The organism is Streptomyces sp. CA-251387 (genome assembly GCF_050936625.1).
In the GTDB taxonomy this organism is placed as follows: domain Bacteria; phylum Actinomycetota; class Actinomycetes; order Streptomycetales; family Streptomycetaceae; genus Streptomyces.
The window spans coordinates 2,730,431-2,749,063 of the sequence record NZ_JBNJMJ010000001.1 but is presented as its reverse complement, the minus strand read 5'-3'; the positions used below and the strand labels follow the sequence as shown (position 1 = coordinate 2,749,063).

11 protein-coding genes and 1 pseudogene are annotated in these 18,633 nt (G+C 66.6%); 3 read left to right on the top strand and 9 right to left on the bottom strand.

What is annotated here, in order from left to right; translation table 11 throughout:
- Window positions 1-4 precede the first annotated feature (4 nt).
- Complete coding sequence (locus ACQEV2_RS12275) at window positions 5-1,624, bottom strand: serine/threonine protein kinase (protein WP_433039381.1); 1,620 nt, start codon at window positions 1,622-1,624, stop codon at window positions 5-7.
- Between the two features lie 454 nt (window positions 1,625-2,078).
- On the opposite strand from ACQEV2_RS12275, the gene ACQEV2_RS12270 reads away from it, so the two are divergent.
- On the top strand, window positions 2,079-2,681 hold the full coding sequence (locus ACQEV2_RS12270) for a restriction endonuclease (protein WP_433054385.1): 603 nt from the start codon (window positions 2,079-2,081) through the stop codon (window positions 2,679-2,681).
- Window positions 2,682-2,703: 22 nt separating this feature from the next.
- Here ACQEV2_RS12270 and ACQEV2_RS12265 read toward each other — a convergent pair whose 3' ends face one another.
- The 5 genes from ACQEV2_RS12265 to ACQEV2_RS12245 form a co-directional block, all read right to left on the bottom strand.
- On the bottom strand, window positions 2,704-6,441 hold the full coding sequence (locus ACQEV2_RS12265; RefSeq protein WP_433039380.1) for a caspase, EACC1-associated type: 3,738 nt from the start codon (window positions 6,439-6,441) through the stop codon (window positions 2,704-2,706).
- The gene (locus tag ACQEV2_RS12260; protein ID WP_433039379.1) at window positions 6,438-6,857 is read right to left on the bottom strand and encodes a hypothetical protein; all 420 of its coding nucleotides are present in this window, start codon (window positions 6,855-6,857) and stop codon (window positions 6,438-6,440) included. The genes ACQEV2_RS12265 and ACQEV2_RS12260 overlap by 4 nt, the downstream gene beginning before the upstream one ends.
- Before the next feature lie 127 nt (window positions 6,858-6,984).
- Window positions 6,985-7,677 carry a hypothetical protein gene (locus tag ACQEV2_RS12255; RefSeq protein ID WP_433039378.1) on the bottom strand — a complete coding sequence of 231 codons (693 nt, stop codon included), beginning with the start codon at window positions 7,675-7,677 and terminating at the stop codon, window positions 6,985-6,987.
- A gap of 166 nt (window positions 7,678-7,843) precedes the next feature.
- Window positions 7,844-8,365, bottom strand: a complete 522-nt coding sequence (locus tag ACQEV2_RS12250; RefSeq protein WP_433039377.1) for a hypothetical protein — start codon at window positions 8,363-8,365, stop codon at window positions 7,844-7,846.
- A 331-nt stretch (window positions 8,366-8,696) separates the two neighbouring features.
- On the bottom strand, window positions 8,697-10,010 hold the full coding sequence (locus ACQEV2_RS12245; protein WP_433039376.1) for a tyrosine-type recombinase/integrase: 1,314 nt from the start codon (window positions 10,008-10,010) through the stop codon (window positions 8,697-8,699).
- Window positions 10,011-10,234: 224 nt separating this feature from the next.
- Between ACQEV2_RS12245 and ACQEV2_RS12240 the strand changes: the two genes are divergently transcribed.
- Window positions 10,235-10,453 carry a helix-turn-helix domain-containing protein gene (locus ACQEV2_RS12240; RefSeq protein ID WP_433039375.1) on the top strand — a complete coding sequence of 73 codons (219 nt, stop codon included), beginning with the start codon at window positions 10,235-10,237 and terminating at the stop codon, window positions 10,451-10,453.
- 631 nt (window positions 10,454-11,084) lie between these two features.
- On the opposite strand, the gene ACQEV2_RS12235 is transcribed toward ACQEV2_RS12240, so the two are convergent.
- The 3 genes and pseudogenes from ACQEV2_RS12235 to ACQEV2_RS12225 all read right to left on the bottom strand — a co-directional run bounded on the left by ACQEV2_RS12235 (window position 11,085) and on the right by ACQEV2_RS12225 (window position 13,607).
- Window positions 11,085-11,549, bottom strand: a complete 465-nt coding sequence (locus tag ACQEV2_RS12235) for a hypothetical protein (protein ID WP_433055237.1) — start codon at window positions 11,547-11,549, stop codon at window positions 11,085-11,087.
- A gap of 42 nt (window positions 11,550-11,591) precedes the next feature.
- Window positions 11,592-11,729 (bottom strand): annotated as a pseudogene (locus ACQEV2_RS12230) (HNH endonuclease); the annotation flags it as partial.
- Window positions 11,730-11,861: 132 nt separating this feature from the next.
- Window positions 11,862-13,607, bottom strand: a complete 1,746-nt coding sequence (locus ACQEV2_RS12225) for a hypothetical protein (RefSeq protein ID WP_433039374.1) — start codon at window positions 13,605-13,607, stop codon at window positions 11,862-11,864.
- A 505-nt stretch (window positions 13,608-14,112) separates the two neighbouring features.
- Between ACQEV2_RS12225 and ACQEV2_RS12220 the strand changes: the two genes are divergently transcribed.
- The gene (locus ACQEV2_RS12220; RefSeq protein ID WP_433039373.1) at window positions 14,113-18,633 is read left to right on the top strand and encodes an AAA domain-containing protein; all 4,521 of its coding nucleotides are present in this window, start codon (window positions 14,113-14,115) and stop codon (window positions 18,631-18,633) included.

Below are 18,633 nucleotides of genomic sequence, written 5' to 3'. Positions count from 1 at the left end.
AGCGCTACACGCGGCAGCTGTCGATGTGGGTGACTTCGCGGTAGTCGACGATGGTGGGGCTGGCCATGGACTCTCGGTAGACAAGGACGGCACGGCCGTAGGGCCAGGCATTGTCGTTGCCGAAGTTCTGCTGGGCTTCGGAGCAGCTGCCGAACATCAGGCCGCGGACGATGTCAGTGAATCCGGTGTCGTCACGGTAGTCCTGTCCTTCCGGGTAGATACCGGGGCCGAAGGTGACGAACATGGTCTGGGCTGCGGGGTTGAAGGTCACGGTCACGGTGTCGCCCATGTATTGCTGTCCCTGAAGGATTGGCGCTGCGTCCGTGATCAGGCGCTGTGCGGCAGTCTTCTCGGCCGAGGTGGCCGGGAGCCGGGCTGAGGCCCATTCGTCCACGTTGGGCTGGGCGTTGTCGCTGCGGGTGTAGGCGGGGGAGGGGACGCTAGCGCGTTGGGGGGTTTGAGACGTCGCTGGCGCCGAGGGGGAGGTCGTAGCAGGGCTCGTTGCCCGGGAGGTGGACTGTTGGGCCGCGGCGGTGGCAGTGGCGGCGCTCGTGTGGCTGCTCGGTGTGGGGACCTGGCCGTGGGCGGCGTTTGATGATTGGGAGGCAGCCGCGAGGGCACCGCCGAGACTGCCGAGGACGGCGGCAGCCACGGCGACCGTCAGATACAGGGGTGTGCGGTTATGGCGCCTGGGCGGGGTGGGCCAGGCGGGTTCGGCTTCAGGCGCCACGTCCCAGTGCGCGCTGACGAGGTCGGATATCAGGGTGGGCTGCTGGTCGCCAGACGCGAGGACGGCGGTCGCCTCGGCTGAGAGCAACTCGGTGCACTCACCCGCCAGTTCAGCGGCACTCGGCCTATCAGACGGGTTCTTGGACAGAGCCTTCTCCACCAGGCGCCGCAGGCTGGTCGGTACGCCCTCCAGGTCTGGTTCGGCTTGCATGACGCGGAAGGCCACCGCATCAGCGGCGCCGCCGCCGAAGGGGAGGCGGCCAGTGGCTGCGTAGGCGAGGAGGGCTCCCCAGGCAAACACGTCGGCTTGGGAGCCGACGGCGCCGGTGCGGTAGTGCTCGGGACTGATCCAGCCGGGCGTGCCGGTCATCACTCCGGTGCGGGTGACCGAAGTGCCGTCCAGGGCGTGGGCAATGCCGAAGTCCAGGACCTGTGGGCCGGAGGGGGCCAAGATGACGTTCTGCGGCTTCACGTCCCTGTGGATGACGTTCTGCGCGTGTACAGCGGCGAGTGCGGCTGCGGTGCCGGAGGCCAGCGCGTACAGACGCCCTCCGGACAAGGGGCCGTTGGCCGTCACGTGCTCGTTGAGGGTGAGGCCGGGGATATAGGGCGTGACGAGCCAGGGCGTCGAAGCTTGGGTGTCGGCGTCGCGGACCGGAACCAGGCACGGCCCGGTGACGCGCTGGGAGAGCTGCACTTCCCGCCGGAACCGAGCGCGGAACTCATCGTCTGCGGCCTGAGCCGGATGCACGACCTTGACGGCGACCCGCTCGCCGGTGGCGGTGAGAGCGGCGTACACCGTGCCCATGCCGCCGGATCCAAGTCGTCCCACAACGCGGTAGGGCCCCACCCGGCGCGGATCGCCCTGCTGCACCGGCTGAACACGGTTGGACACGACAGCTCCCCCAGGCTGATCACGGCGCACATCGGCCGTAACGATGGGCAGATCGTATCGACGTGATGTTCACCGAGCGGCTCAAGTGCCATATCCCGTCCCCAGCCGTGTGCTCGCCCGGCCGTGACGATGAGCGCAGTGTTCGGGCACAGGCGCGCGGCGAACGAGATGATCGCGCTGCACTCAACATTTGTTGGGCCGCTGCAGGATCGACAGCCACGCTGCTGAATCAGCGGATGGTGGCATCGGCCGCCGGATCCGACTGAGTGGAATCGGTCATGGCTGACTTGCGCCCTTCCGGGCTTGTCCTGCGTTGCCGAGACTCTCGCTTCAGGAAGGTTCGGGGGAGGGCGAGATGGCTGTTCAACGTGGACGGAAGCCGGCCCGTCGTACCGGGCGGGTGACAAGGGCAACGCCGATCGTGCTTGGCGGAGGCGGCCTGCTCATCGTGCTGATGGTGTTCTGGTCGGAGGTGTGGCCATACGTCGTTGGGAGCGTGGTCCTCGGCGGTATCGGAGCCGTGGGCTGGTGGCTGTGGCGTACCGACCGGAGGGTGCGTGCTCGGGACCGCCGTTGGCGCCAGGACGAGGTGGTGAAGGCCGGTCGGCGGACCCTGGTCGAGGTGGATGCGATGACGGGCACCGAATTCGAGGAGTTGGTTGCCGACTTGTGCCGTAGGGACGGGTGTACGGAGGTCCGGCGGGTGGGTGGTTCGCACGACAACGGTGCCGATGTCGTCGGTCGTCTGCCGGATGGCCGGACGTTTGTGATCCAGTGCAAGCGGTACGCGCCCAGCAGCACCATCGCCAGCCGTGAGCTGCGTGATCTGCTGGGTGCCAAGGTCCACTTCCAGGCCGACGTGGCGGTGTTTGTGACGACCACCAGGTTCAGCCGTCCTTCCGAGAGGTTTGCCGTCGAGCACGGCATTCTGGCCCACCGCGATCACCTCGGCTTGTGGAACAACGGAGCGTCGCTTCTGGCGCTGAGCCGTGTGAACGGTCGCGGCCAGGGCGACTCCCGTCACCGAGCGCGTTGGAAGCAGGCCTACGGGAAGTGACTGACCGGTGTCCAAGGGCCGTTCACTGGTCAGCGGTGCTCGTGTCGTACAGTCGCCACGCCGGGTACCGCAGGGCGTGACCGCTCTCTTCGCTGCGGTCCACGAGCCGACGGCGGTGCAGCATCAGGCGCATGTGGCGTGCTTCGTCAGCGCCTTCGTCCGGCCCGCGGTCGAGCAGGACGGCCTGTGGACGGGCAGCGTCCTGGGTTCGTACCAGGACGTCGACGGGGTGGCCGTTGACGCTCTCGCCGAGTGCTGCTGTTGTTCCCGGCTGTGTGGACATGACCTGGTAGAGGCGCTGCAGCAGGTCGTCTCCCGCATGGTCTTCGATGCGAGGCCCGGTCGTGGTGGCGGCGTTCAGCAGCTCGGTGGCGACACCGCCCCACTTGCGCCACAGGTTCATGTCGCCGACCACGATGAGGTGGCTGCGGGCGCGGGTGATGGCGACGTTCCAGAGGTTGAGCTGGCGGTGGACCCAGCCGATCGCGCTGTCGTGCATGCCTTCACCGGCGACGAGGGAGAAGACCATGACGTCGCGCTCACCGCCCTGGAAGGTGTGCACGGTGCCGACGCGCACGCGTTGCCGGCCGTATTGCCTCAGTTGCGCGCGGAGTTCGTCGGCTTGGGGCGTGAAGGGGGTGACCACGCCGATCGTGGCTTCGTCGGGGAGTTCCTCCAGCAAGGCACGCACGAAACTGTCCACCTGCCGGATCTCGGCGTGGTTCACCCAGGAGCCGCCGTATGGGGGCCGGGTGGCCCGTCCGGGAACGTGGGACCAGAAGATCGGTTGCCTGGGCAGGGACGGGCGGTCCCGGGTGTCGGTGAGGACCGTCAGCCCCCGGTCGTAGAAGAGTTCGTTGGACACGGCGGCGATGTCCGGGTGGCAGCGGAAGTGCTCGTCGAGAAGGAGGGTGCCTCCCGCGGAGCGCTCGGCGGCGTGGAATGCGGAGTGGCGGCGGTGGGCGAGCCGGTGCTTCTCCAGCCAGCCGGAGCGCAGGCCGGTCTTGCGGCGGATCAGAGCCTCGCGTTCCGGACTGATCTCGGCGATGTGCGGGAGCTGCATGGCGTCCCCGATGACCAGGGCTCGCCGCGCCCGGAACAGCAGCGGAAGCACGTGCGGGATGGCGCACTGGCTGGCCTCGTCGATGACGACCAGGTCGAACAGGGCGGGACCGAGCGGGAAGCGCCGAGCGGAAAGGCTGGTGACTGCCCAGCCGGGTGCGGCAGGGAGCACTTCGCGCACGGCGGCCCAGTCGGTGCGGTTGCTGTCTCTGGCGCTCAGAAGATTGCGGATGCGCTGACGGCCGGTCCGCGCGTTGCTCCGTACGGTGCTTTCCAGCAGGGCGCGGGAGGCGTTTTGTAGGCCCGCTTCGGCAGCGCCGACCGTCGTAGCCAGCGCGGTGTCATCGACATGGGCGACCTGTGCGTACCCGTTGCGCCAGGCTGCTTCCGCAGCAGCGAAGTCGGCCAGAGCGAGGCAGCCTTCTGACCGGTCCCCCTCGAAGGTCTTGAGACCGATCTTGCTCAGGAAGCGGCCGCGCCGCCAGGTGCCGAAGAACCGGGCGTGGGCCAGACGCCGTGCCCGGGCCTCCAACTGATCGAGGCTTCTTGCTTGTGACAGGACCTCGGTCAGTTCGGTTACAGACTGGCCGAGTTGGGCGGCGTGTTCCTCACGCAGTTGGCCGGCTTGAAGCAGGTCCTTTTCGGTCGTGGTGACCTGGGCGAGATCCTGCCGGACGCGGGCGAGTTGGCCGCGGGCGATGTCGACGTCCATGGCGGCCGTGGCCACGTTGAGGACGGGTTCCGGCGCGGTGCGCAGGGCGTCCAGGCCTTTGGCCTCGGTTTCGACGTAGTTCCCGGTCTTGGCCTTGGCCGAGCCGGTGCGTATGACACTGCCGGGTACGAGCGTGTCGCAGCGGCGCCAGACCTCGTCCACCGCCTCGTTGTTGTTGGAGGCCACGAGAACGGTCTGGCCGCTCGTCACCGCTGTGGCGACGAGGTTGGCCACGAGCTGGCTCTTTCCGGTGCCCGGCGGTCCCGTGGCGACGGTCAGCCGTCGGGTCATGGCCGAGTGCAGCACGGCGGCTTGGGCCTCGTTGCAGGGCAATGGTGTGACCAGACGTGTCGGCTCTGGTTCCGACAGGGCCAGTGCGCGGGTGCGTTCGGCCGGGTCGGGCGAGAGGGCAGCGAGCGCTGTCGTCTGGATGCGGTCCGTCTGCTCCGCGATACCGGCGAAGTCGTCCAGGAGCTTCTTCGTATAGGCGGTATCGGGCAGCGCTGTGAAGAGCACGGCGGTGTTGCGCGCGCCGTCGCCGGGCGTGTGAATGTCGATGCGGTCGGCGAGCTGATCGGGAAGGAGTTCCTGGACGCAGGGGATCTCGAACTCCTCCCGGAGGAGCTTGCTCGCTTCCACGGCCATGCGGTCGTGCTGGCCGCGATGCCAGGTCGGCTGGAAGGTATCGGCGAGCTGGGCGGCCTCCTCGTCCCCCAGCCAGTCCCGCGCCAGCTGAGGGTGCGGCTGGACGGGACCGTAGGGCTTGAGCCGTACCCGGCCGTCTTCGGAGACGACCTCCACGCGGCGGGTCAGCAGGGGCGCGAATTTCGGGTGCCGCCAGGGGCGGCCGCCGCGTGGCCCGGTCAGGACCACGGCCGGGTATCCGGCCCACAGTTCTGCCTCCTGCTCGACGGCAGACTCGATCAGCCCGCCTGCCTCTGCCGGGACGGGGATGCAGCCGTCGTCGTCGACGTCGCCGGATAGAAGTCGCTCCGAGACGGAGAGGCAGACGTATGAAGTGTCTTGGTCGCCGACCGACATCAGCGGTGTCTCGGTCTCGTCAGAAAGCACGCACTCGCGGTAGTAGTCCAGGAGGTGGTGCCACGTTGGTTGAGACGAGGCGGATTTGCGAGTGGGCGCCTGGGCCTGCGGCGCGGAGGAGAGGGTGGGGCAACGGGTAAGTGGTGTGAGCAGCGGGGCCGCGCCGAACGGGCAGTCGGCGATGACGATACGGTCGTCGACGCCGTGCGCGAACTTGACCGGCACCTGGCGGGCACCCTGGGCGCGCATGCGTCGGTTGACGTAGTGGAAGAGGTCCTCCACCGACACGTCACCCTTGCCGTCCTTGCTCACCTTGCCGGTGCGCAGGGCTTCGATGACCTCGGCGGTGAAGGCGGACGGCCGCACCTCGCCGGTGCTCTCCGTGTCGGCGTACGAGTCCTCACCGGCCCGTGACGACGACAGCACGTACACGCCGCGGCTGGTGAGCAGGGGCTGCTCCTGCTCGGCGGACTTCGCGACGGAGTCGGTCTGCCGGTCGGAGGTGCGCAGGCCCACGGCGAAGCCGCCGCTGCGGCAGCAGTCGATCATTACGACCTTCTGCGGCGCCCAGCACTGCTCCAGCTGCTCGTTGACGAAGCCCGCGCTCACCCCCGTTTCAGCGATCCGGTCGAAGTCGGTGTCGGTGGCGATGAAGTGGAACTCCCCGCCGTCCCGCACGAGTCGCGCGCCGTGTCCGGATACGTAGACCAGGGCCAGTTCGTCCTGCTCACAGGCGTCCAGGAACTCGCTGACGGCCTCCTGCATGTCGGCGGCGGTCAAGTTCTCCCGGGACGTGATGGAGACGAACCCGCCGATGTTGCGGTGTCTGAGGACCTGCTCCATGCCCCAGATGTCGGCCCGCGTGGAGGGCAGCGGCGGGAAGCGGCTGTCGTCGTAGTGCTCATTGCCGATCAGCAGGGCGCGGCGCCTGACAAGCCGGGTCACTCGCCGTCACCTTTCGGGCTATTGGACGGGGCGTCACCCACCTTGTCCAGGAATTCGCGGACCACGCGCTCCTGAGCGGCGTCCGGGCGGCCCGTAATGGCAACGGAATGCCCGTCGTAGGTGACCTCGACCTTGCGGTGCCGGTCCTTGGCGCACCATTCCTTGATCGCGGTGATCAGGACCTGGGAAGCGGGCCGGGCGACCGCGGTGGCCGTGGCAGCCCACAGGGCCACCTCGCCGACGCCGACGCCCTTGTGGCCCGGTCGTACTGCCGCGTCGTCTTCGGTGAAGCCGGCGACCACGCCCTCCGTTCCGTGCAGGGCCGCGTACAGATCGCGCGTGAGACGCTCCTGCCGCAGCGCGTCCCCGCCGGCCGCCACCACGAGCTGCCACCGGCGTCCCCGTCCTGCATGCACCACTCCTTGTTATCGGGTCATCACGTGGGATGACTTTGGCATGAAGATGCCCCTGGCAACAGCTCGACGGGGATCCACAGGGGCACCATTCAGCCAGCCGTGAGCTACAGCATCGTGTCGGCTCGACTCAGAGTGCGCGCAGCCGGCGGCGTGTGCGGGGCGGCTCGGGCAGCAGCCGCATGGCCATGATGGAACCGTCCTCGCGCAGCGAAACAGGCCCGTCCCAGTCGTCCTGGCGGCGGACAGCCCGCCACCTCGATCGCAGAGCGTATGCGCTGCGCCGGTACTCCTCCATCCGCCCGTCGCGCAGGTGATCGAAGAGACTTGCCTCGAGACCGGAGAACGCGTCCACCCGCGTGCCGTTCAACCGGAAGACGTGATCCGTCCCGACAAAGGACATCCCGCCGATCTCGTGATCGATGTCCTGCACGATTCCCGTACCGGCATGCGTGAAGCCCTTGAAGTGCCGCTTCCCCTGCCGCTCCGTCAGGTACTGCGCCGTCGGCTCACCGCCGCCGGTGAACCCCATCAGCCCGGCTGCCCCTGCCCGCGCGAGAGCCCTGCGGAACCATGGGTACTGGTCCGGCATCACCTGGAAGCCGCTCACGCGTTGCTCGTCCTCGCCGTCAGCGCCCGGGACGCGGACGTCGGGGTAGATGTTCAGGTCCTGCAGCTGGCGATCCGCGTCCAGAGCGTCCGGTGGCATGGGCAGGGAGCCGTCACCGGGGGCATGCAGCACGTGCACGATGATGCCGCCCTGCCCGAGCAGCTCCGTCGACGTCACCACGGTCGGCGTCTGATCCCAGGGGCCGATGTGCACCGCCTCGACCTGCGCTGAGGCAGCGGCCAGGTGGGTATGCGCGTAAGAGCCCTTCGCATGAGTCCCCTTGCACGCGAGAGGGACGACCTTCGACGGCTCGCCAGGCTTCCACGCCTCCAGGAGAAAGTCGGGGCGCAACTTCACCCAGTCCCGTCGCTTGACGTCCTTACCCACCAAACGCCCAGCCCGCCTGCAGGGCGATGTCCGCGTCCACGACCGAGATCAAGTGTTCCGGGTACCGCTTCTTGAGCGCTCGCTCGGCGACGGCGAGCGCGAATCCGATGCCCAACTCGCCGGACTGCACAGTCTTGTACTGGCGCCTGGGATTCAACCCTTCCACCGACAGCGCCATATACCGACCAGGACTGCCGTCCAGTGCCTGGCAGTACTTCAGACAACCCCAGTGCTCAGCCAGCCCACGCCCGGCTCCCTGCCGGGACAGCACAGCGGCACGCCCCAGCGCGTGCAGCACATCCCACGGAGTGAACCTGAATGACGGGCCGACCTCGGTGGCAGGCAACGGCCTCAACCCCGGCTTTCGCCGGAGCGGTTCGCGCCCGTCCTCCCGTCGTTCCTTGTCGTCCTTCGCGGCGGCATCGGCGACGGCTCCCGCCAACGCGCTGGTCGAGTCGATCTGCACATTCCAGGCCTGCACGAGTTCCTTGAGCACCTGTGCTGCTTCTGCCACGGCTGTTCCCCCTACGTCGCATCGGTGGCGTCACGACAAGATCGAGACGCTAGGTCGGATACGAGGGGCACACACAAGGGGACATACCCGCGCACAGTCCGAAAACGGACGCCAGAGCTGCTGCCGTGCTGCTCGACGCGGCCGAGGCCCAGCCAGGAGCCGAACGCCGGTCGAAGGTTCGAACCGACGCAACCGGGTACCGCTGCGAATTGGCTGGATCCCTGTGAGGGCTGCAGAGGGAGGGGCGGTCAATCTGCTGAGGCGGTCATCGAAGCAAGGTGCGGCTGAGGCCGCTCCTGGACGCGGAGTTGGAGGCAGGAGAGGCAGGCGCTCAGGACGCGGACGCCGCGCAAGCCACGACGGTAGACCCGTTCCGCAACGACGTTGCCGGAGCGTCGATGTGTGAGAACGCGGTTCCGAACACGGTGACCATGACCTCCTCCACAGCGAGGGGTGGGTGGGCGTAGGTATCCCAGGTCTCGGAGAATTTGGCGTGCCGGGAGAGTGCTTGCACGGTCTTCGGGTCGTGCTTGCCGGAGCCGCCGAGCGTGGTGGTGTAGAAGTGCTTGAGGTCGTGGAAGCGGGTCCTTTCCGGAAGTCCGGCTTGCTTCACGGCCTTTCGCCATTTCTGGTGGAAATCGGTGTGCAGTACGGGTCGGCCGTGACGGTTCGTGACGATCAGGTCCTCGTCCGGCGGCTCGGCGTAGCCGCGTGCCTGGCGGCGGCGTTGGGCGGCTGGTGAGACGGGCTCCGGCTCGGAGAAGCGTGACACGTGGTGTGCCAGCCGCTCGATCAGGTAGTGATCCACTGGCAAGGTGGCGTAGCTGGCCTTGGTCTTGAGGCGTACGGTCTTACCGCGCTGCCGTTGTTCTTCGATGTGCAGCAGGTCGTGTTTCCATGCCACCTGGCTTCGCTTCAGCCCGAAGGCCTCGCCCTGGCGTAGTCCGGCGCAGGCTCCGAGCCAGATCAGGACCTCGTAGCGCGGCGCGACCGTCCGCATTGCCGCTGCGACCGCGGCGACCTGCCCAGGAGACAGTGCAACTTTGACGCGGGGGGTGACGTCCGGGAGGTCGATCCGCGCCACGATGTTTGCAGGTAGCGAGACGTCCTCGTCCAGCATGTAGTGCACGAGGATGCGCCAGGTCTTGAAGACCTGGACGACGGTGCAGGCAGAGTCGAGGCCTTCCTTGTCGAGGAGGTAGTCGACAAAGGCCATGGAATCGGGTCGGCGCAGGCTGCTTGCACGGCGGTGGCCGGCGAAGGGCAGGATGTGGTTGCGGAGATGGCTTTCGTAGGTGTCGCAGGTATTGGTGTTCTTCTTCCGCTTGCGTCTCCTTTCCATCATCTCGGTTGCGAAGTATTCAACCGGCAGGCTGCCCGGATTACTGTCGCGCGACGTCTGCCTTTCGACCTCCGTGAGCACCTTGTCCAGGTAGTCGCGGGCTTGCTGCCAAGTGGCAAAGGTCGGCCGTTTCTCCTTTCCTGCGGAGTCGGCGTACCGGGCCTGCCAGCGATGGCCTCGGCCGTGGTCCGCAGACGGGTACAGAGGTTGCTGTGGCGTTCCGCACCGGCACGGGGTGTCACCGCGTTCTGGTTTTGGATATCTCTTGTGCCAGCGATCGAACGGCTCGATTGGCTTGCTCATGTGCCCCGCCCACGAAACTGAGCTGCATGCTGGACCTGTCGCCGACCTTTTGCACTGGCTAGGCGGTGGGCGCGACGACGTTGTTGCTGCCCGCCACGGCGATGCTGTCCGTTACGACGAGTAGTTATGCACAGCTGTTCATGGCGCACGCAAAGGTGTGACGGTCGAGTCGCCGTGTGCCAGCACGTGAACTGTCACCAGACCCGCGACTCCTGTCCCTGGGTATGCAAATCCGTCGCCTCAGAGAGGCACGGGGATACAGCCTGGAAGAACTCGCAGAGCGCAGCGGGCTGAGCTTTCGCGGCCTCATCTATATCGAGCACGGGCAGCGCAGCCCCAGCGTGCTGACGCTTCTGGATATCGCAGCAGGACTAGGTGTGGAACCGGGCGAGCTCGTCAACCATGTAGCGCGCGAGGTGCCAGGCAAACGAGGCTCACCATAGTTCGCAGGCGGTCAATAGGGGATCGGTGTTTCCTGCCAGCACACGACGCCCGTTTGGGCTTTGCTGCTCGCGGGCAGGGTTTTTCAGGCCGAATGACTGCGGGCGTCAGGGGGGATTAGCCGGCGGGCCTGCGGTCACGAGGGGCGCTGCGCGAAAGGTGTTCTTCGTGCCGCAACCACGTTCTGTGGCTGACGGTTTGGCGCCGACGGCACTCAAACCTGTCAGGAGCAACGATTCTCGGTGAGGTGACCGACGCCAGTGCCGAATCCCACCGGCTGCTGCGGCATTCGCATACTTCCGTGCGGGTTCACGGTGCACGGTGCCTGACGCGAACCAGTCGTGGGCGTTAGGCAGGGCGTCCTCGGGGATGTCGGTGAGGAAGACGACGGCCAGGCCGCGACGGGCTCTGGAGCAGGAGACACAGAAGAGGTTGCGTGATCGCTCCAGTCGTTTGTCGAGGTCGTGACCGGCGAGCATCTTGCCCACGAGCGCCGCGCGTTCGATGCTCGCGGTTCGTCTACGGGCGGGTTGCCCTCAAGATTTTGACGGAGGGGCGGACCGCTGTCCGAACTTCGCTCGCCAGTGCTGGCCGAGATGGTAACGAGGTCGACTCACCCTCACCCAGGGTGACTCAGTCCGCGATGCTCTCATCCAATTTGGCCAGGTGCTCACGCACCAATTCACCCAAGAGATCGCCCGGGTAGAGCTTCGCCTGGTATGCGGCCCTGAGGAATGCCGTCCGGTCTTTCTCGGCAAGGATCATCGTCGGTGCGGAGAACCAAGCCTGCGGATCCTTCCAACCACAGCACATCCGCCGGACGCAGGTGTCGGCCCCGGTCTCCCGTACCTTCGGCGCTATCCAAGGGTGATACGGGTAACCCTTCAATTCCGCCTTGCAGCGTTCGAGTACTTTGAACATGCCTGCCTTGCCCTTGTGCGTCTCACGGCCATAGTGGTGGCGAAACCAATCGCGGCGGTCGATGTCGGCAATCTCCCTCTGGGCCTGCTCAACGCGGCGTGGAATCCCAGCAAAGACCTCGGGACGCATTGCCCTGCTGGTGAAGCCGACCTTCGGGTAGCGATGGTGCAGATCCATGTCACGCACCCAGAGGCGCGCGGACCGTCCGTTCTTCCATCGATTGCAGCCAGCGCATGCCGGTACGAAATTCCACCAGATGTCTGCTCCGTGCTCTGCCACCGGTCTCTCATGGTCGAGAGTCGTAGCAGGCGACCGTCCGCAGTAGACGCAGGTCCCCCGATGAGCGGTCAGGACCATGAGCCACACCCATGTCGGCTGAACTCCACGACTCCCGCGCGGTGTTGCCGCCGTCTCGCTAGCCACGCCACCTCCAGTGTGCTGTCAGAAACAGAGGAGCGACCATAGTGCCGACGACTGACAATGCGAGCGTTAGGGGCGGGTGAGGCGACGGGTGAGGCTGGTGATGACGGTGGTGCCGAGTAGCCAGCCTGAGAGGGAGCTGAGCCAGGCGATCCAGGCGGTGCTGTCGACAGGGATGAACGCCTTTTCCTGGCCCAGGTCGAGGATGGGCAGGATCAGGTCGAGGGCGAAGACGACCGGTTGGAAGGACGGTCCGTGGGATTGGGCGGGCCGTGGTGGTGCTGCTGAGAAGGCGATGGAAGCGGTAGCGACAAGTGCCAGCAGCCATATGAGCGCGCGCCCTGGTCTGTAGCCGTATCCGACAGTGGCGTCTTCGATGTAGCCCCAGAGTCGGGCAGGCCTTGGCAGGCTACGTCGCCGTTGTCGATGCCGAGCCAAGAGCACGGTCCGCGCGTCGTCGTCATGGCCGAGTTGACGGTAATAGGCGGCCAACTGTTCGTAGGGCTGAGGGTGGTAGTCAGTGCCGCGCTGCAGCCAGGGAAGACGGTGGGCGGCCGGCATCACAGGGTGGAGGGCTTGGTAGGTGAGTGCGGTGAGCGCGATCTGTGCGGGCCATGAGTCGGCGGCATCGGTGATGGCAACGATCGAGGCAGCGCTCAGGTCGAGGGTGGCGGGTGGTGCAGTGAGGGAACCCAGATGGAGCGCTCCGAGGGCGGTGTGGTGCAGTTCGACGGTTGTTTCCTCCACGAACGTTGTCTCGGTGAGTGAAAAGGTGCCCTTGATCTCGGCGCGGGTCAGATCGATGTTTCCTGCGACGCGTGTCGCATTGTCCAGCGTGACGTTTGCTTCCACTCGGGCTCCGGGAGCCCGAAGCGCGTACTGGTGGTAGGGGAGGAGCGTGCTGGCGGTGAGTTCAATCGATTCGCCGACGACGGCAGCGAACAGATTGATGCCCCCCTCGACAGTCAAGCCGTCAGCGTAGATACCACCACCGACGTTGAGCGTGGGAGCGCTGACGGCCCACCCAGTGGTACTGCGTATGTAGGCACGGGCAAGCCAGCATTGGCCGCCGATCGTTGCGCCGAACAGACGGATGCCGCCGCCGTCGACCAACAGGTCGGTGCAGCGGAGGTCTTGGACGAGGTGGAGGCCGTCGCCACGGAATGCGGGACGTCCCTCCTTCCCGGACAGGCGTGCCTGGGTGAGCTCAAGAGTGAAGGCCTGGGCGCCCCACAGGTTCAGTCCGCCCGTCACGTGAGCGGAGTGCGCGTACAAGCCGCCCTCGATGCGGAGTTGCGGCCCGTTCACGGCAAAGCCGGATCTGTCGCCTGTGACGAGGGCGGAAGTGAGCCACAGATCGCCCCTGATCTGCGCGCCGAACAGGTCCACTCCACCGCTGACCAGCTGGGCGAGCGTCAGATCACCGTCTACGCGAAGTCGGTCGGCGCTCAGCCAAGGCATCTGGCACCCCGTGAAGTCCGCCGCACGCAGCGAGGCGTCAGCGAGTTCCACCGGCTCATCGAAACGACAATCGAGTAGGGAGAAGGGTATCTCGACCGCGGCGTAGTGCAGCTGAAGACGTCCGGTGATGTGCGCACCGACCACCTGTAGACGCGGCACCGCTCCCGGCTCCGGCGTAGGGGGGTTCAGTAGGAGAACGGCAATAACCTCGGCAGGGACTTCCTGGGTCATGGAGCTCGGGTCTTGCGCTGTGCCTTCGGGTGAAGCAGCGGTGAGATTAAGGACGTTGCCGTTGCGTACTGCTTGCCACAGGCGTTGTGAAATCGGATTCCAGTGGGCAGGTGGTGTGGTCACCTTGACGATGGTGCCTGCTCTCGGCTGTCAAGTGTGAACTGCTGGACGCGTCTTTGGCGGCGCGGAGCCGACAACGCACGTGCCCATCTTCGGCGTGCGTGTGTTCGAATCCGCTCGCCGGTTGCCCTGGCATCTCGGCAGGCCGCATGTGTTTGAACCGTTCAGGTCCCGGTTGCTGGTGCCAGGCGTCTGGGGAACGTGGCCCGGCGGCTGCGCTCGCCCGGTCTGCCGGTGTGCGTTGAAAGCACTCCTGCCTGCAGGTGAGTGTTCACCGAGGGCGGCAGCTGCTCCGTGCCATGGGTTAGCCGCAGGTGGCGAGGCTGAAGTGCACCGGTGGACATTCATGTCCGGAAATGATTGTGCATGATGCCCGTCACATTGCCCGGTGTGCAGCTGCCGGGGATCCTAAAAGGCTTGCCACAGTGGCAGGCGTTTGGGGGATGTGATGGCCCGCCCGGCAGTACGAGATGGCAGCGATCCCAAAGCCGTCCGCGACACTCGCGTCTTGATCGACTGTCTGCAGGAGCTGGTGCGGGGCGCCGTCTCCAAGACCATCCGGGACTGTGCCAAGTACCCGGAAATGGTGTGGCTCGCGGACGCTCCCGATGGGACCGTGCGCCGTGCTGTGGACGCCGACCCTCGCATCATGGTGGTCAAGCACCGTCCGTCCAAAGAAGCACCGCGGCTGCCTGCGATCCTGCACGGCAGGGTATCCGCCGAGGCCGCCACCACCGCTGCGGCGCAACCTCCCGGCCTGATTGACAACACACCGAATGACCGTCAGATGACCGACGACCAGGCAAGCGTGGAGGAGAACCAGCTGGCCCTGGGGAGCGGCAGCTCCGAAGAACGTAAGGCGTACGAGACGTGGGCCGGCAAGTGGATGCGATGGTCGCAGGAAGAGCTGGCGGCCGAGCCGCAGCGGCGGCTGCACCAGCAGCTGTACCGGATGGCCAAGAAGATCGAGCAGGACAGTGACACCTTCGAAGTAGTTCTGGCCGTAGGTCTCTTGCAACTCGGAGCCCAGCGTCCCTCGGCCCGGGTCCGCAGGCACATCGTGACAACACCGGTGACCCTCACCGTTGAACCGGCTTCGATCAACGTGACCGTTTCTCTGGTGCCGGAGCACCCCGGCCGTCTGGAAGACACTGACTTCCTTAGCGAGTCCGACGGCTACACGTCGGAGCTGCTGGGGGTCGTACGCTCCGCTGTCGAGGACGTCCCCTTCCACCCGCTGTCGGACCGGGCGGCACAGGCCGTGCGCTCGTGGGCGCAGCGGGCTTTCGGAGTCGACCGCGTGCTCCCGTTCGACCCAACAACCGGCCAGCACCCCGACCTCACCGCTGAACCCGAGGCGCGGTCACTGCATCTCGCGCCCGCACTCATCCTGCGCGAACACAGCCAGCGCTCCGTCCTCGGCTTCTACGAGAGCATCGCCCGGGCGCTGAAACGTCCCGGAGCACAGGCTCCTCTGGGACTGGCGCAACTGCTGTATGACCTTGAACCGGAGCACCGGACGGCCTGGGGGAGCAGGAATGGCTCCGTGCCGCCGGCACTGGGACCGGATCCGCTGTTCCCGATGATCACCAACGCTGCCCAGCGCGATGTCCTGGACCGGCTACAGCGCGACACCAGTGTCGTGGTCCAGGGCCCGCCGGGCACCGGAAAGACACACACCATCAGCAATCTGATCGCCGCGCTCCTCGCGGACGGGAAGCGAGTTCTGGTCACCAGCGCGAAGAGCCAGGCTCTGAATGTGCTGCGTGACCAGCTGCCGTCACAACTGCGCAGCATGTGCGTGATCCAAGGCGATCAGTGGCAGGGCGGCAACTCCGATCTGAGCCAGTCGCTGGGAGCCTTGGCGCACCTGAACGCGACAACGAACCTTGATCGGCTCCAACAGCGCATTGACGATCAGCAGACGCAGCGGCACCAGCTCATGGCGGAGCAGGCCAAACTCCAAGACCGCCTGCGTCAGGTACGTGAAGTCGAGTGGTACGAACACGCTGAGATCGCGCCGGGCTACCGAGGGCGGCTCGACGAGATCGTGCAGGCGGTGGAAGACGGCGCAGCCGAATATCAGTGGCTGCCGCCCCTGGATGTTCAGGCCCCACAGGTCCCGCCCCTGACCACGGACGAAGCTGAGCGACTGTGGCTGCTCGTTACCCAGCATGGTCCCGGAATCCTCGACGCCCGCATCCAGTACTGCCCGGACCCGGCAACGCTGCCGGACACGACGGAGGTTTCCCGCTGCATCACGGAACTTCAAGGAGCCGAGGAGGCCGTCGGCCGCGAGCCGGTCACACCGCTGGCGCAGGAACTGGCGGACCACGGTGACGCGCGGCTCATTGTGCTGGAAGCGCTCCTCGACCGAGCTCAGCAGGCCCTGCAGAGGGTAGGGCTGTCCGCGGACCCCACCTCCTGGCAGGCGGATATCTGGTCCACGCGCGCGCTGCAGGACGGCATCGCCCAGCGATGGCAGCAACTGTGGGACAGCATCCGAAACGCCTCACAGCGTGCACAGCAGACCCACGACGAGATAGCCGCCGCATCCTTCCCGGAAGTAGAGATCCCCCGCCTCTCCGAAAGCGAGGAGAAGGAACTCCTGATCGCGGGCCGCAATCTGGAGCAACACGTCCTGCGCACCGGAAAACTGAACACGCGATGGCCCCGGCCGGCCGTCGTCAAGCAAGCCCGATTCCTCCTCGAACAGTGCCGGGTGGAAGGCATGGCGCCAGCTGGCCGAGAGCACATCACCGCGGTCGTACGGCAACTGGAGATGCGCGCCCACGCCCGCACCCTGCGCGGCCGGTGGACTGGCGTCGGATCGGCCGTCGGACAGGACACCACCGAACTGATGACGTCCGAGCTCCTGGACAGAGCCGTCATCCTGCAAGCCATCGACACCTGCGTGGAGGTCATCCGCCAGGTCCACGCAACCCTGCTGGCCGACGGAATCCAGACACCGGTCACCACCGCCGAGCAGTGGCGCGACATCCGCCAGGCCACGGCCCAGGCCCGCCAACTCCTGCACATCAGGACCGCAACACAACGCTTCGAAGAACTCCTCAAGAGCCTTCCACCGCCCCACCCGCATGGCGTGGAGGAGCTGCAGCGCGCGGCGGATGCCGCAGTGGCCCGTGATGCGCAGGCCTACGCGCAGGCGGTGGACGCACTGGCTGCGGCATACCAGCGTGAGGCAGACCGGCGCGAGACCGGGAAACTCTTCGAGTGCCTTGCCGAGGCCCACCCCGAACTCGCCAAGGACTTCGCCGGCGATCCCCTCGCCCCGCACTGGCGCTCCCGGTTCGCCGCGCTGCCCCAGGCCTGGGCGTGGCGGCAGGCGCAGGACTTCCTCGACACCCACCTGCTCCCGGGACGCGAAGAGCAGCTCGAAGGCGAACTGACCCAGATCCAAACCCGGCTGCGCGACCTGGTGGAACAGCTGGTCTGCGACCGCGCAGCACTCCATTGCGTCAGCCGCATGACCACCAAGCACAAACAGGCCCTGGCTGCGTACGCCAGCGCCGTGGCCAACGCAGGCCAGGGAACCACCGAGTACGGCAAACGCCACCAGCGTCACGCGCGCTCAGCCATGCAGACAGCGCAAGGAGCGGTACCGGCGTGGATCATGCCGCTGAACCAGGTAGCGGAAACGATCAGTCCAGAGCCGGACTCCTTCGACGTCGTCATCGTCGATGAAGCAAGCCAAGTGGGCCTGGACGGCCTGCTGTTGCTCTGGCTTGCACCGCGCATCATCGTCGTCGGCGACGACCGGCAGTGCGCCCCGTTCTACAGCGGCAGCAAGCACGACCGGATCACCCAGATCTTCGACGAGCGCATGGCCGGCCTCGAACCCTGGCAGCGCGAAGGCTTCGACCCCAAGTCCAACCTGTACGAACTGCTGCAGTCCCGCTTCACCGAAGTGATCCGTCTCACCGAGCACTTCCGGTGCATGCCGGAAATCATCAAATGGTCCTCCATGCAGTTCTATCCCGACAACCAGCTGGTCCTGCTGCGCCAGCACGGCTCCGATCGCCTCCCGCCGCTGAAGGTCGTCCATGTGCCCGAAGGGCACTGCGAAGGGCGCCGGGACAAACTCATCAACCGGCCGGAGGCGGAGGCCGTCGTCAACGAACTGCACCGCCTCACCCAGGACCCTGCCTACGCAGAGCGCAGTATCGGCGTGATCATCCTGCGCCACGGCGACCAGACACGACTGGTGCAGGACCTCGTCGACCAGCGCATCGATGTGTCGGCCCGCGAACGCCACAGCATCCTGGTCGGCACACCCGAGCAGTTCCAGGGAGACCAGCGCGACGTCATCCTCCTGTCGATGGTCGTCGACGGAGCCAACGTCATCGCCGCGACCGGCCGGAACAATGAACGACGCTTCAACGTGGCCGCCAGCCGGGCCCGCGACCAGATGTGGCTCTTCCATTCCCTGACCGTCGACCAGCTCAGCAGTAAAGACCTGCGGCGCTCCCTGCTCACGTACATGGTGAGCCCGCCCCCGCCCTACACACACCCGCACCAACCCGTCAACGTCTGCGCAGACCGACACTGCGCGCCCTTCGACTCGCTCTTCGAGCAGCGTGTCTTCCTGCGCATCAAGGAACGCGGCTACGACGTGGTGCCCCAATGGGAAGTCAACGGAAAGCGCATCGACCTCGTGGTCACCGGAGGCCACGGACGCCTCGCAGTGGAGTGCGACGGAAGCCCTCACCACTCCACCCCGAAGCAGATCCACGACGACGCCGAGCGCGAGCGGGAGCTTCGCCGCGCCGGCTGGACGTTCTGGCGCATACGCAGCAGCGCCTTCGCCCTCTCACCCGACGAGGCCTTGGAACCTCTGTGGGAACGCCTGACCGAGCTGGGCATCCATCCCCGCACGGTCCGCGAGCCATCCACCGATGACGCGCCGACCGACATGCCCTGGACTCCGGTCGGCCTGGCCGAGGCCGAACCCGACGAAGACGCGGACCCCTACGACGGTGAGCCGGACGAAGACAGCGAGGAACACTGA